Origin of the sequence: Streptomyces niveus, from assembly GCF_001723055.1 — a bacterium.
Lineage (GTDB): Bacteria > Actinomycetota > Actinomycetes > Streptomycetales > Streptomycetaceae > Streptomyces > Streptomyces niveus.
In genome coordinates, this window is sequence record NZ_MDCR01000279.1 from 1 (window position 1) to 13,856 (window position 13,856).

Annotated in this window: 11 protein-coding genes; 3 read left to right on the forward strand and 8 right to left on the reverse strand. The window is 72.0% G+C overall.

What is annotated here, in order from left to right; all coding sequences use genetic code 11:
- From pepN to BHU15_RS27985, 3 genes are all read right to left on the reverse strand, one after another.
- Window positions 1-1,189: aminopeptidase N (gene pepN / locus BHU15_RS27975; protein WP_069629715.1), on the reverse strand; the 1,189-nt coding region annotated here is incomplete at its 3' end.
- 149 nt (window positions 1,190-1,338) lie between these two features.
- Entirely contained in the window at window positions 1,339-1,683 is a 345-nt protein-coding gene (locus tag BHU15_RS27980) for a chorismate mutase (protein ID WP_069629716.1), read from the reverse strand.
- A 44-nt stretch (window positions 1,684-1,727) separates the two neighbouring features.
- The gene (locus BHU15_RS27985; RefSeq protein WP_069629717.1) at window positions 1,728-2,615 is read right to left on the reverse strand and encodes a helix-turn-helix domain-containing protein; all 888 of its coding nucleotides are present in this window, start codon (window positions 2,613-2,615) and stop codon (window positions 1,728-1,730) included.
- A gap of 125 nt (window positions 2,616-2,740) precedes the next feature.
- On the opposite strand from BHU15_RS27985, the gene BHU15_RS27990 reads away from it, so the two are divergent.
- Window positions 2,741-4,492, forward strand: a complete 1,752-nt coding sequence (locus BHU15_RS27990; protein WP_069629718.1) for a glycoside hydrolase family 35 protein — start codon at window positions 2,741-2,743, stop codon at window positions 4,490-4,492.
- 61 nt (window positions 4,493-4,553) lie between these two features.
- On the opposite strand, the gene BHU15_RS27995 is transcribed toward BHU15_RS27990, so the two are convergent.
- The 3 genes from BHU15_RS27995 to BHU15_RS28005 form a co-directional block, all read right to left on the reverse strand.
- Window positions 4,554-7,670, reverse strand: a complete 3,117-nt coding sequence (locus BHU15_RS27995; RefSeq protein WP_069629719.1) for an endo-alpha-N-acetylgalactosaminidase family protein — start codon at window positions 7,668-7,670, stop codon at window positions 4,554-4,556.
- A gap of 163 nt (window positions 7,671-7,833) precedes the next feature.
- Window positions 7,834-8,598, reverse strand: coding sequence for a S1 family peptidase (locus BHU15_RS28000; RefSeq protein WP_069629720.1), 765 nt, complete (start codon window positions 8,596-8,598; stop codon window positions 7,834-7,836).
- A gap of 551 nt (window positions 8,599-9,149) precedes the next feature.
- Window positions 9,150-9,932: a S1 family peptidase gene (locus BHU15_RS28005; RefSeq protein ID WP_069629721.1), complete on the reverse strand. Its 783-nt coding sequence runs from the start codon at window positions 9,930-9,932 to the stop codon at window positions 9,150-9,152.
- 310 nt (window positions 9,933-10,242) lie between these two features.
- Between BHU15_RS28005 and BHU15_RS28010 the strand changes: the two genes are divergently transcribed.
- Both BHU15_RS28010 and BHU15_RS28015 read left to right on the forward strand, forming a co-directional pair.
- Entirely contained in the window at window positions 10,243-11,163 is a 921-nt protein-coding gene (locus tag BHU15_RS28010) for a hypothetical protein (RefSeq protein ID WP_069629722.1), read from the forward strand.
- Window positions 11,164-11,258: 95 nt separating this feature from the next.
- Window positions 11,259-12,797 carry an ankyrin repeat domain-containing protein gene (locus BHU15_RS28015; protein WP_069629723.1) on the forward strand — a complete coding sequence of 513 codons (1,539 nt, stop codon included), beginning with the start codon at window positions 11,259-11,261 and terminating at the stop codon, window positions 12,795-12,797.
- Between the two features lie 17 nt (window positions 12,798-12,814).
- Here the strand turns inward: BHU15_RS28015 and BHU15_RS28020 are convergent, their stop codons facing one another.
- Both BHU15_RS28020 and BHU15_RS28025 read right to left on the reverse strand, forming a co-directional pair.
- Window positions 12,815-13,201 (reverse strand): barstar family protein, encoded by a 387-nt coding sequence (locus BHU15_RS28020; RefSeq protein ID WP_069629724.1) that lies wholly within the window; start codon window positions 13,199-13,201, stop codon window positions 12,815-12,817.
- 37 nt (window positions 13,202-13,238) lie between these two features.
- Window positions 13,239-13,628, reverse strand: coding sequence for a guanyl-specific ribonuclease (locus tag BHU15_RS28025; RefSeq protein ID WP_023542441.1), 390 nt, complete (start codon window positions 13,626-13,628; stop codon window positions 13,239-13,241).
- Window positions 13,629-13,856 lie beyond the last annotated feature (228 nt).

A 13,856-nucleotide genomic window follows, 5' to 3' on the forward strand; every position in this document is an offset into this window, starting at 1 on the left:
CCTTCTCGCCGAGCCAGGCGACGAGTTGGCGCAGCGCGGAGGCGCCCTTGGCGTAGGAGATGCCGTCGAAGTTGAGCATCGCGGACGCGGTGTCGGGCACGGCGTCGGGGTCGGGTGCGACGGGGTGGGTGGAGGGGCGCTGGTCGGCGTCGTACCCCCAGGACTTGCGGTCGATGCCAAAGGCGACCCAGGTGTCGGTGTGGCGGGTGGCCTCGGTGAGGGTCTGGTAGCCCATGTACTCGGCGAAGGACTCGTTGAGCCAGATGTCGTCCCACCAGGTGAGGGTGACGAGGTCGCCGAACCACATGTGGGCCATCTCGTGGGCGATGACCATGGCGCGGGTCTGCCGCTCGGTGTCGGTGACGGCGGAGCGGTAGACGAATTCGTCGCGGAAGGTGACGAGGCCCGGGTTCTCCATGGCGCCCGCGTTGAACTCGGGGACGAAGGCCTGGTCGTAGGAGTCGAAGGGGTACGGCTCCTTGAACTTCTCGTGGTAGCGGTCGTAGCAGGCGCGCGTGATGGTGAGGATCTCGTCGGCGTCGGCGTCGAGATGGGGCGCGAGGGAGCGGCGGCAGTGGATGCCGAAGGGCAGCCCGGCGTGTTCGGTGCGTACGGAGTGCCAGGGGCCGGCGGCGACGGCGACGAGGTAGGTGGAGATGGGCGGGGTCGGCGCGATGCTCCAGTGTCCGTCGCCCTCGTCGGTGGCGATGCCGTTGCCGAGGACGGTCCAGCCTTCGGGGGCGGTGAGGCTGAGGGCGAAGACGGCCTTGAGGTCGGGCTGGTCGAAGACGGCGAAGACCCGTTGGACGTCTTCGAGGAACATCTGGGTGTAGACGTAGGTCTCGCCGTCGGTGGGGTCGGTGAAGCGGTGCATGCCTTCGCCGGTGCGGGAGTAGCGCATGGTGGCGTCGACGCGCAGTTCGTGCTCGCCCTCGGTGAGGCCGGTGAGCGCGAGGCGGTTCTGGTCCAGCGTGTGGGGGTCCAGGGGCTGCCCGTCGAGGGTGACGGAGCGCAGCAGCGCGGGCTTCAGCTCGACGAAGGTGTCTCCGGCCGCGCGGGCGGTGAACTGGATGGCGGCACGGGATTCGAAGGTCTCGTCGCCGGTGGTCAGGTCGAGGGCGACCGTGTACCGGTGGACGTCGATGAGCTGGGCACGGGTCTGCGCTTCGTCGCGCGTCAGTACGGACATGGGGACATGCTGCCCGATGGGTCCGGGGACGCGCAGCGGGTGGGGGTTGCGCTGAGAGCGCACGGGCGGGGTACGGAAGCGGGGGGAGGGCACGTCGCGGGCCGGGGTTGTCCGCAAGCGCCGGACACGCCCCAAGTGCCGGGATTGGTCTAGGCCGTGCCCTGGCGCCCGGAGCTGTCCGCGATCGTCTCGTGGTGGCGGATCACCTCGGCGATCACAAAATTCAGGAGCTTCTCGGCGAACGCGGGGTCGAGCCTGGCGCTCTCCGCGAGCTGGCGGAGCCGGGTGATCTGCCGGGACTCGCGGGCCGGGTCGGCGGGCGGCAGGTGGTGCACGGCCTTGAGGACGCCGACCTGTTGGGTGCATTTGAACCGTTCGGCCAGCATATGGACGACGGCCGCGTCGATGTTGTCGATACTGCCGCGCAGCCGGTCCAGCTCGGCCTGGACGGACGGGTCGATGCCGCCTTTGTCGTCGTTGTCGCTCGTGGTCATGGTCCGGAAGCTTAGGGCCTGCGGCGTACGGCGGGCGACGCGTCTCACGGAGAGGGCGTCGTGATCGTCGGCGGCCGGTCCGGGTCGGGGACGCAGGTGCTCCAGCCGCCGGGGACGGCCCGGCCCTGGCGCTTGCGGAAGCGGATGGGCGCGGTGCCGACGCGGCGCGTGAACAGCCGGGAGAAGTACGCCGGATCGTCGTAGCCGACGCGGCGCGCGACGGCGGCGACGGGCAGTTCGGTGGCGGCGAGGAGTTCTTTGGCGCGGCCGAGTCTGATGCCCAGCAGATAGTCCTTGGGGCTGCAGCCGGCGGCTCTGCGGACGGCGCCGCGCAGTTCGGCGGGTGTCATGCCGTGCCGGGCGGCGTGTTCGGCGACGGACAGCGGCAGGAACGCGTCGCGGGCGAGGGCCTGGAGGACCAGTTCGCCCTCGGGGTTGGTGTCGGCGCGGGCGCGGCGCAGTTCGACGAGGAGTTCGTGGACGGCGGCGCCGGTCTCGACCTCCAGGAGGGGGTTGCCGCGCCGTGCGGCGCGGACGATGCGGCCGACGGCGGCGCGCGCGGTGGCCGCGTCGGAGAGGGGGACGACGGCGCGGTCGGTCTCGATGTAGCCGAGTTCGGTGTACGTGGCGGTGGCGGGGCCGGTGAAGTCGACGAAGCTCTCGTCCCAGCCGGTCTCGGGGTCGGCGCCGTAGTGGTGCGGTACGCCGGGCAGCAGCCAGAGCAGCGCGGGCGCGGTGACGGTGGTGCGGTGGCCTTCGGGGTCGCGGTACCAGCCGCTGCCCGCGCCGATGACGACGGCGACGTGGTGGTCGAGGACGCGGGGTCCGACGGTGGGCAGCCGGCCGTGCTGGAGGCCGACGCCGAGGCAGACGAGGCCGAGCCGGTGGTGGACGGGGCTGGGGGTGAAGTAGCGCATCCAGGTGTGGTACATCCGCTGTCGCTCCTTCTCGGCCGGTCCGGCGAGTCCAAGATCCTGCCGATCTTTGTCCATGGACCCGTCCCTGACCAGGGGGTGAGGGTGGGCCCGGGACTTGATCGAACCGAAGGGCGGCGTCCGTGGCCGAGTTCACTGTAGGTGACAGGGATTTCCTGGTGGATGGCCGGCCGGTACGGCTGCTGTCGGGGGCGCTGCACTATTTCCGGGTGCGTGAGGAGCTGTGGCCGCACCGGCTGCGGATGTTGCGCGCGATGGGCCTGAACTGTGTGGAGACGTATGTCCCGTGGAATCTGCACGAGCCCGCGCCGGGCCGGTACGCGGATGTGGAGGCGCTGGGCCGGTTCCTGGACGCGGCGGCGGGCGCCGGGCTGTGGGCGATCGTGCGGCCGGGCCCGTACATCTGCGCGGAGTGGGACAACGGCGGGCTGCCGCACTGGCTGACGGCGGCGGTGGGCGCGCGCGTACGGACGGGTGATCCGGAGTTCCTGGGGCCGGTGGAGCGGTGGTTGCGCCGCCTGCTGCCGCAGGTCGTCTCCCGGCAGATCGGCCGCGGCGGCCCGGTGGTCATGGTGCAGGTCGAGAACGAGTACGGGAGTTACGGCTCCGACCTGCCGTACCTCTCCTCACTGGCGGCGCTGCTCCGTGACTGCGGGATCGAGGTGCCGCTGTTCACCTCCGACGGCCCGGAGGACCACATGCTGACGGGTGGCTCGGTGCCCGGTGTCCTGGCGACGGTGAACTTCGGTTCGGGGGCGCGCGCGGCGTTCGGGACGCTGCGTGAGCACCGGGCGGACGGCCCGCTGATGTGCATGGAGTTCTGGTGCGGCTGGTTCGACCACTGGGGCGCCGCGCACGCGGTGCGCGATCCGGCGGACGCGGCGGGGGCGCTGCGGGAGATCCTCGAGTGCGGCGCCTCGGTGAACATCTACATGGCGCACGGCGGTACGAGCTTCGCGGGCCGGGCGGGCGCCAATCGCGCGGGCGCGCTGCACGACGGTGCGCTGGAGCCGGATGTGACGTCGTACGACTACGACGCGCCGGTGGACGAGGCGGGGCGGCCGACGGAGAAGTTCTGGCTGTTCCGGGAGGTGCTGGCGCGCTACCAGGAGGGCCCGTTGCCCGAGGTGCCGCCGGCTCCCCCGGTGCTGGGCGGCGGGCCGGTGCGGGCGGAGCTGACGGGGTGGGCGCCGCTGGACGAGGTGATCGACGCGCTGGGCGGGCCGGAGACGCGGACGCCGGTGCCGCCGTCGTTCGACGAACTGGGCGTGGACCGGGGGCTGGTGCGCTACCGGGTGAGCGTGCCGGGTCCCCGGCGGCCGTATCCGCTCACCCTGGCGGGACTGCGCGATCTGGCGGTGGTCCACGTCGACGGGGTGCGGGCGGGGGTGCTGCGGGAGGAGGACCCGGTGGTGGCGGAGCCGGTGGCCGGTCCGGCGGAGGTGGAGGCGTGGGTGGAGTCGCTGGGGCGGGTCAACTACGGGCCGCGTACGGGTGAGCCGAAGGGCGTCACGGGCGGTTTCCTGCACGAGCGGCAGTATCTGCACGGGGTACGGGCGCGGGGTCTGCGGCTGGACGCCTTCGACGACGCGGCGGCGGTCGCCGCGCTGCCGCTGCGCGCCCCGTCCTGGCCGGGCGCGCGGGGCCTGTACCGGGGCTCTTTCGACGTGGTGTCCCCCGGTGACGCCCGGCTGTGGCTGCCGGGCTGGACGCGGGGCTTCGTCTGGGTCAACGGCTTCTGTCTGGGCCGGTACTGGGCGGTGGGCCCGCAGGAGTCGCTGTACGTGCCGGGGCCGGTGCTGCGCGCGGGGCGCAACGAGGTGTGGGTGCTGGAGCTGGAGGGCGCGGGCGAGGGTCACGTACGACTGACGTGACGACGGCCCGCGCCTCCACCGCCGTGCCGGACGGGCCTCGCGGCCCGTCCGGCGCCGGTGTCTACACCTCGCGGACCTCGAAGGCGTCCAGTACGAACTCCGCCGTGCCGTCGTCCCCGACCTTGCGCAGCCCGACCCACGCCTCACCGCTCGCCGGGGCGGTGAACTCGTAGCTCAGGACTGCCGGTTCGGTCGTGACGGGCAGTGCGGCGCGCGACAGCTCCCGCTCCCCCGGCTCGTCCACGGCCGTGATCCAGGCGTACTGTCCGGCCTTCTCGTTCTCGTAGCGGAAGGTGACGCGGTAGCGCGTGCCCGGTTCGAAACGGACGGTGTGCTGCGTGGTGCGGTACACCAGCCCGTCGTTCTCGCCGCGTGACTTGAGCGATTCGGTGCCGTCGACGACATCGTCGATCGCCTTGCCGTTCCAGCCTCGCTGCGTGTACGGCGCGTGCCGCTGGGCGATGTGGGTGCGCGGGTCAGTGGCGCCGCCGGCGTCACCCTTGACGAAGACGCCCCAGCCCTGCGGGACGTGCTGGAAGTCCTCGAAGACCAGGGCCCCGCGCCGGGCGGAGCGGCGCGCTTTGACGACGCGTACGTTGTCGAACCGCACGCGCGCCTCGCCCGCCGCCGCCGTCAGCGCGAGATCGACGGGGCCGCCGCGCTCGGGGACGGTGAAGTGGGTGAACATCCTTTGGAAGCGGGTGCCGTGCTTGCGGTCGGCGGCCACGTAGTTGCCCGCCGTGGAGCTGTCCGTCCAGTTGACGGCCGTCACGCCGTCGGAGGTGCGGACCTCCAGGGCGGCCCGGCGCCGCTCCCCCGCCACCGTGCCGACCTCGACCTGTACGGACGCGGCGTAGGTGCCCGGCGCGAGGCGTTCGAGCCGCTGTCCTACGGAGGTCGCGCCGCCCGCGCCGATCACCAGCTCGTAGTCGCCGAGCGCGCTCAGCTCGACGCGGGCCGGGCCGCCGGTCACCCGCCAGCCGTCCGTGGAACCGGAGTTGAAGCCGGGGTCGTGGACGGGCGTCGCCTGCCCCCAGTGCGGGTCGGGGCTGCCGGGTACGCGGGCGGGGTAGAGCACGTACGGCTGCCCGGCCTCGGCGTCGACGGTGACCTTGCCGCCCCGTACCGGCAGGTCGGCGACGTGCTCGCGGCCCTGGTCGGTGAGGCGGTACAGGGCGGTGCGGGAGCGGTGGGCCCAGCCGCGCGGCAGCTGCCACTGGGTGCTGCCGCCCGCGGGGTTGTAGTGGTAGAGCTTGGCGGGGTCGGTGGCCTCGCGCGGCTCCCAGGGCAGCAGGTAGCGCCCGTCGTCGTACACGAGCCGTCCGTCGGTGGTGATGCGCCGGGCGCCGCCGGTGTCACTGACGACGGTCTTCGTCGGCCCGGCGAAGCTGATCTCGTGCTCGCTCCAGCGCCGGATCGGGTACGCCTGGAGGTACTTGGCGGGCAGCGACTCGGTCCAGATCTGCTTGTAGAACACGTTCCAGTCGGTCTTGCCGACCCAGCCCTCGAAGTTGCCGGTGCGCGGGATGCCGAGCAGGGTGGGCCACTTGTCGGCGAAGACGTCCTTCTGGTGGTTGCGGATGAAGCGGATGAGCTGGGAGTTGATTCCGCGTGAGGTGTCGGGGCCGTAGTCGGTCTCGGTGGCCCAGTGCGCCCAGAGCGCGGAGCGTTCCAGTCCGTGGCCCCATTCGGTGGTGATGTGCCAGCCCTGGTCGCGCAGGGCGCGCTGGAGCCGGTCGGAGTTCCAGCCGGACTCGCGGAAGACGTCGATGTAGAGGGTGTTGAGCGCGGGGTGCGTCTCGTCGCGCAGGTCCTGGAAGCGTTTGACGATGTCGCCGGAGACGAGGTCGCGGCGGGCGTCGATGCGGTAGCTCTGGTCGAGCCAGTCCCATTGCTCGTCGTTCTTGTCGACGAGTGTCTCGGAGAAGGCGTTCGCGACGGGGTAGGACTCGGTGGCGTTGACGTGGACGCCGAAGTCGCTGTGCCACTTCGCGCCCTCCTTGAGGAGGGTGTTGAGGTCGGTGAGACCGCCGGCGCGCGTGTTGTGGTTTCCGGCGTAGTCGGGGTGCGCCGAGTCGTGCCCCTCGGACTGGTAGCCCTTGAGGAGGGTGTACTGGCGCAGGCCGTCGGTGGCCAGGGAGATCCGCTTGACCTGGTCGAGGGTGGCGAGGAAGGGGTTGGTGGCCTGGCTGGCGAAGTTGAAGGGGATGTGCGGGACGACCCGCAGGTGCTGTTCGCCGGCGCCGAGCGGGTTGACCATGATGTCGCGGAAGGCGATGGCGGCGTCCTGCCAGTCGACGGTGCCGGAGCCGTTCCGCTCTCCGCTCCGGTCGCGGGTGACGATGACGGTGGCGTACGGCAGGGGCTCGGTGGCGTCCACGGGTGAGCCCTGCGCGCGGTGTGTCCACTGGCCGCAGCCGAGCAGGGCCACGGCGGCGCCGTCCTGCCGATCGGTGCGGTGCCGGAGCCGGCCGTTGTCCCAGGTGGTCCCGGCGGCGGGCCTGTCGTACACGGTGTTGGTCTCGACGGCGCCGCCGAGCCGGTCGTGTGCCACGACGGCGTACGCGCAGCCTGCCGCCGCTTTCGCGGGGGTGTCGGGGGTGACCTTGACGAGGGTGTCGCCGCTCTTGGCCTTGTCGAGTTCGACGCGGGCGGCGAGGAGGGTGGCGCCGCTCTGGTCGCTGCGTACGGAGAGCAGGGCGAGTTCGGGCACCTCCAGGGTGCCCACGCGCAGGGCGTCGGTGTCCGCGATGCGGGTGACGCGCCAGTCGACGCGCCAGCCGTCGACGGCGATCTCGACGTCGATCTCGGTGCCGCCGTCGAAGGCGAGGGTGTAGGAGATCTTTCCACGCCCGGCGGGCCGGGCGGCGACCTTCGGGGTGTGCGGCGTCCCGTCGACGACGACCGTGCTGACGGTGGCGCCCTGTCCGTGCAGGACGGCGCGGGTGCCCCGGTCGGTGTACGACACGACGCGCGGGAAGCCGCTGTCGACGCGGACCTCCAGCTCGCGTGAGCGCAGGACGCTCTCGCGGGTGCCGGGGGCGGGCGCGGGGAGTGCCCTCGTACCGGCCGCGAAGGCACCGCCGGGGGTGGCGAGGGCCGCGCCGGCCCCCGCGAGTGCGGTGGCGGCCACGACGGTTCTGCGGCGGGGGCCTCGGTCACTTTCGTTGGCGTACACGTCGCTCCTCTTCGTCCACGGTGTTCCGTGCACGTCAATGTGCGTGGCGAGGAGTGGGTGCGCCCATGGACAAAGGCGGGACAGGTCTTGGACTAACGCGCCGACGGCGCCGGTCCTGTTGGCCTGTCCCGCCTCTGCGGGTCACACGGTCAGAGCGGTCGGATCACAGGGTGGAGGCGGCCGACGCGATCTGGGAGGCGAAGGTGGAGACCTCGGTGTAGACACCGGGGTAGTTGGGCCGGGCGCAGCCGTTGCCCCAGCTCACGATGCCGACCTGGATGAAGGCGCCGGCGTTGTCCTTGCGGAACATCGGGCCGCCGGAGTCACCCTGGCAGGTGTCCGTGCCACCGGCGGCGAAGCCGGCGCAGATCTCTTCACTGGCGATGAGCTGGCCGCCGTAGTTCGAGTTGCAGGTGGCGTCCGAGACGAACGGCACGGTGGCCTTGAGGAGGTAGCGCTGCTGGGCGCCGCCCTCGGTGGCCGCACCCCAGCCGGCGACGGTGAAGTTGCCGTTGTTGTACGCCGTGGTGGTGGCGATCTTCAGGGTCGGCAGGTTGATGGGCTGGGCGAGCTTGATCAGCGCCCAGTCCTTGCCCGAGCCGTTGTAGCCGGGTGCCTGGAGGACCTTGGTGGAGCGGACCTTGATGGCGCTGGTGCTCTGGAGGTCCACGACGCCCGCGGTGGCGGTGATGCTGGTGTTGTTGCCCGATCCGCTCACACAGTGGGCGGCGGTCAGCACGACGGTGGACGAGTACAGCGAGCCGCCACAGCCCATCGAGAGGCGGACCATGAAGGGGAACTCACCCTGGGCGGCGCGGGTGCCACCGACGACGGGGGGCGCGAGGGGGGCGGCGGCCTGCGTCTTGGGCGCTTCCGGCACGGGGGCGGCGGAGGCGCTGGTGGTCTGGAGACTGATGGCGGCGAGCATGACAGCGCCGGCAGCGATGCATCTCTTGAGGACACCCTGAATGCTCAACGGTCTGCCTTTCGTGGGGGCTTGAGGGATTTTGCTCCTGTAGGACACACGGGTCGACGCGCGTTGCACGACATTGGCATGAGCCCGACAGGAACGCGAGACGGATTATCCGGAGGGCAGCAGCGGCCCCACAAGATACGAATCTCAGCCAACCGAACGGTCGGCCTCCGGTCGTCGTCCGGCCACCGAACACCGGATCCCGCCCACACCCCCGACCGCCGCGCGCGCATCCCCCGACAAGGCGCCCACACGGGCGAAAGCCGGGCAGGGCGAGTGAGCCGAAGGGGCGCGCCGCTGTCGAAAGGAAGAGCGCGCGCAGGTCCGTGAGGAACGAGCGGACCGAGCACGGTCGACCGTCGACAGGGGCACAAAGCGCCCCGGAGGCGAACCGAGCCCCCAAAAAGAACGAAGGGCGGGTTCGGGACCGACTGGTCCGGAACCCACCCTTCCTCTTGCGTGTCACATCACGCGCTCAGCGCGCGGGCGACCCCTCCGACAGGGCGTCAGAGACCCGCCGCTGCCGACTGGATGTCGGCTGCGAAGGTGGACACCTCGGTGTAGACGCCCGGGAAGCCGGGCCGCGCGCAGCCCTGGCCCCAGCTGACGACGCCGACCTGGATCCAGCCGCCCGCGCCGTTGTCACGGAACATCGGGCCGCCGGAGTCGCCCTGGCAGGTGTCGGTCCCGCCCTCGTCGACGAAGCCGGCGCAGATCTCCTCGGACGGTACGAGGCTGCTGCCGTACGCCCCCTCGCAGTCCGCGTCGGAGACGAACGGGACGTTGGCCTTGAGCAGGTACCGCTCCTGGGCACCGCCCTCGGTGGCCGCGCCCCAGCCCGCGACGGTGAACTCGCCGTTGTTGAACGAGTCGTCCGTGGCTATGTCGAGCGTGGGCAGGTCGATCGGCTCGGCGAGCTTGATCAGCGCCCAGTCCTTGCCGGTGCCGTTGTAGCCGGGGGCCTGGAGGACCTCGGTCGAGTTGACCTCGATGGCGTCCGGGCTCTGGAGGTCCACGACACCCGCCGTGGCGGTGATGCCGGTGTTCGGGCCTGAGCCGTCCACGCAGTGGGCGGCGGTCAGGACGATGTCCTGCTCGTAGAGCGCGCCGCCGCAGCCCATGGAGAGGCGGACCATGAAGGGGAATTCGCCCTGCTCGGCGGGGGTGCCGCCGACGACCGGCGGAGCCGGGGCGGGGGCGGCGGACGCGGTGGTGGGCTGCAGGCTGACACCGGCGAGGACGACCGCGCCGACGACGGCACATCTTTTCAGGGCACGCAGGAAGCTCAACTGACTGCCTTTCGTGGGGGGAAACAGTGCATTGCGTTGTCTTGCGTGGGGCTGTCGTGCGTGAAGCTGTGTACGAATGACGCTCAGCACGTGGGGGTGCCGTACGCATGGCGAAGCCGACCCGACGACCGATGAGAAAAAAGACCGCCCGTTCCGCCCGCCACAGCGTGATCCGGATTATGCGGAAGAAATCAGCCGTGGCACAAGACATAGATTTCGGCCAACCGAACGCTCGGGTCTCGCTCCACGGCCGGCGGGGGTGCCGCCGTACAGTTGATGACGGTCGACCGTCCTACGAAGGGGTAGTGGCGTGACGGACAGACGCGGGGCGAACGGCAGCGCCGTCGTACACGGCTATCCGCATCTCGACACCGCGCGGGCCGCGATCACGGCGCTCTACCGGCGGCTGTCGGACGAGGGGATCCACCAGTACGACACCAGCGTCGCGCCCGCCGACGTCGCCTTCGCCGACCACGACGACCTCCATCTCGGGGTGCAGCGGGTGGCCCGCGCGCTGGTCCAGCAGCTGCATCTGCCGGACGCCCGGATGATCGTCAGCTTCCGCGAGATGGAGCACGCGGCGAGCGTCGAGCTGACGGCCGGGCCGGAGTACTTCATCGAGCTGAACGACCGCTTCCGGACACACCGCAGGGACATCGGCGCCGCCCTCGCGCACGAGATCACCCATGTCCTGCTGCACCGGCTCGGGCTGAGCTTCCCCGGCACGCGCGACAACGAGATCCTGACCGACACCGTGACGACCTACCTGGGCGCCGGGTGGCTGCTGCTGGACGCGTTCCGGGAGGACCGGGACTCCAGCCAGAAGCTCGGCTATCTGACGCCGGAGGAGTTCGGTTACGTACTGGCCAAGCGCGCCATGGTGTTCAACGAGGACCCGGGCATCTGGTTCACCAGCCCGCAGGGCTACACCGCCTACACCAAGGGCAAGGCCCAGGCCGTACGGGACGAGCAGCAGCCGCCGCTGACCACGGCGGGCTGGTCGGGCCGGCACCGGTACGCGAAGGACCGCCGTTACGCGCTCGACCACCCGGGCGGGTCCGGATCGGGATCGGGGGACGCGGGCCGGGCGTACGGCTTCGAGCGCCTCGCCGACGGACTGCGGGTGTCGTTCGCCTGCCCCACCTGCTTCCAGCGCATCCGTGTGCCGGTCCGGGGCCGGGTGCGGGCACGATGCCAGCTCTGTCACACCGTCCTCGACTGCGACACCTGAACTTCCCCTGACCGAAGGGGACTTCACCGCTCGTGACGGATGGTCATCGCTCTGTCGATTTGGCGTGAATGACCTCCCCGGGCGAAGGTCGAAGTATGACGAATGAGCGGACAGCGGGCCCCGACGGTGCGTGGGACGAGCTGTTCTCGGCCGTGTACGAGGGCCGGGACGACACCGTCGTCACGCTGCTCCGCTCCGGCGTCCCCGCCGAGGCGACCGACCAGGACGGCCAGAGCGCCCTGTACGCCGCCGCCGTGAGCGACGAACCCGGTGTGGTCCGCCTGCTGCTGGCGGCGGGCGCCGACCCCGAGCGCGCGAGCGGACCCGACGGCGGCGATCTGCCGCTGTGCGGGGCCGCGTGCGGCGGTCATACGGAGGTGGTCCTGGCCCTGCTGGCGGCGGGCGCGCGCCCCGACCGGCGCGAGGCGTACGGCTTCACCGCGCTGGCCTGGGCGGTCGGGCAGGGTCACACGGACACGGTGGATGCGCTGCTGGCACACGGCGCGGACCCCGACCTGCCCGGCCCCGGCGGCGGCGCCCCGGACGGCGAACCGCCACTGGTGACGGCGGCCCGGCGTGGCTCGCCGTCGACCGTACGGGCCCTGCTGCGGCACGGCGCGGGGGCGCGCGAGGAGGCGCTGGCCGAGGCGCTGCGGTGGAGCGCGCCGGAGGCGGTGGAGCACGAACTGCACGCCGAGCTGCTGCCGATGGCCGGCGGTGGCGACGAGACGGTGGTGCGCCGGATCGAGGAGGACGGCGGGGTGACGGTCGTCGTGGAGACCCTGAAGGACGGTGCGCCGATCGCGAGCCTGGAACGGCAGACCGGGCACGGGGCGATCGCCACGGTCCTGGAGGAGTCCCTGGACATCCGGACGCCGTTCGACGAGCTGGCGGGGCGGGCGCTGCGGTGCGCGGTGCCCGACCGGGACGGCTGGCTGGAGCCGGTGGCCGCGCTGTGGCGGCGCGGCGACGAGGAGTCGCTCCGGGCGGCGCTGGCCTGGTGCGCGAGTGACGATCCGGCGCGCCGCGCGTTCGCGGCCGATGTGCTCGCACGGCTGGGCGCGGCGGACGCGGCGGACGGCGACAGACCGTTCGCGGCGCAAGCGCTGCCCGCGCTGCGGGAGTTGAGCGCGGGCGCGCGGACGCCGGAGCTGATCGGCGCGTGTGTGACGGCGCTCGGGGAGCAGGGCGAGACGGCGGTCCTGCCGGAGATCCTGCGGCACGCCGCCCACCCCGATGCACGGATACGCCGCCGGGTGGCCGTGGCGCTGGCCGCCCTGGTGCCGGGCGACCACGAGGAGGGGGTCGCGGCGCTGACGGTGCTGAGCACGGACATCGACAACGCGGTACGGGAGCGGGCGACGACGGCCCTGGCGGGGACCGGCGCCGACACACCGGCGGTCCGCGAGGCGCTGGCGGCGCGGCTGACGGACCCGGTACGCGTCACGGCCGCCGAGGCGGCACGGGGTCTGGCGGCGCGCCGGGACCCCCGGGCGGTGGACGCCCTGGCGAGGATGCTGGCGGACGGTTCGCTGACGGGCCGGGCGCGCGAGAGCGCGACGACCGCGGTACGCGGCCTCCCGGACGCGGCGGTGCGGCGCCGGCTGGAGGGTCTGCTGCCACGGGGCCGGTAGGGCGGGACCCGGCGTGGTCAGAGCAGGCGCAGGGTGCCCGGTGCGCGTTCGTCGATGATCTCGGTCAGCCAGTCGAAGACGGTGCGGCCACGGCCGGCCTCCGCCTCGGCCAACTCCCCCTCCACACGTGCCCTGTTGACCTCGGGAACGCGCGCCAGCCGGAGCCGGAGCTGCCGTGCGGTCTCCTCGTGGCCGAGGGCGCGCCGTGAGAGTGCGGCCTCGTGCCACTCGATGACGAAGTCCCGGTCGTCCGGGGTCCCGTAGCCGCCGCTGAGACAGTCGGCGAAGGCGTCGAGGTTACGGCCGAAGTAACCGTCCGGGCCGTTCACGGCCTCGCCGATCACCTCCCAGAAACGCTCCAGGCCGGTGACCTCCGCCCCGGGGATCACATACGTCACAGTCATGGGGCGGAGGCTACCTGTCTGTCGTGGAGACGCGGGATCAGCAGCCGTGGTCGACGAGGTCGAACGACGCGTAGTGGTCGGCGGTGTAGTAGTCCTGCTGCGTGTTGCCGGTCACGATGCGCCGCGCGCCGCGGTCGGGCGAGCCCGGCGTCTTGACGGTGTACTCGTGGTAGTAGCCGGTGGACTGCTGCGGCAGCAGTCCCTCGCGGTTCTGGAAGACCCCGCCGTCCTGCGGGTACGGGTAGGGCCCGCCCTGGTCGATCAGGTCGAGGGTGTCGTGCGCCTGGGACGGCAGGTCGGAGTAGCAGATGTCGCCGACCGCGAGCGGGGCGGCGGTGGCGGCGGTGGCCGCCGTGCCGCCGACGAGGAGGGTGGACAGGAGGGCGGCCGCGCCGCCGATGAGGGCGATTCGTGGGGGGATTCGCATGCCCTCATGATGACGCGCGTAGACGTGTGCACGTCAATGCCAAGTCGGTGGAGTTTTCGGGAAGTTAACCGGTCGGTACGGGCACGACATCCGCCCGTTGTCGCCGGTTTGTCGCAGGGGCCGGACGGGCTCCCGGCCCGTCCGGCCCCTGACGAACAGCTATGCGGCGGTGCGCCTGCCGCCCTCGGCGCCGCGCTCCCCGGGCCGCCCGCGACGGCCGCCGCGGCT

Excerpts from the sequence above, each read along its gene's own strand:
- BHU15_RS28015 (WP_069629723.1), top strand. The coding sequence starts at position 11,259 with ATGACGAATGAGCGGACAGCGGGCCCCGACGGTGCGTGGGACGAGCTG.
- BHU15_RS28020 (WP_069629724.1), bottom strand. The coding sequence starts at position 13,201 with ATGACTGTGACGTATGTGATCCCCGGGGCGGAGGTCACCGGCCTGGAG.
- BHU15_RS27980 (WP_069629716.1), bottom strand. The coding sequence starts at position 1,683 with ATGACCACGAGCGACAACGACGACAAAGGCGGCATCGACCCGTCCGTC.
- BHU15_RS28025 (WP_023542441.1), bottom strand. The coding sequence starts at position 13,628 with ATGCGAATCCCCCCACGAATCGCCCTCATCGGCGGCGCGGCCGCCCTC.
- BHU15_RS28000 (WP_069629720.1), bottom strand. The coding sequence starts at position 8,598 with ATGCTCGCCGCCATCAGTCTCCAGACCACCAGCGCCTCCGCCGCCCCC.
- BHU15_RS27985 (WP_069629717.1), bottom strand. The coding sequence starts at position 2,615 with ATGTACCACACCTGGATGCGCTACTTCACCCCCAGCCCCGTCCACCAC.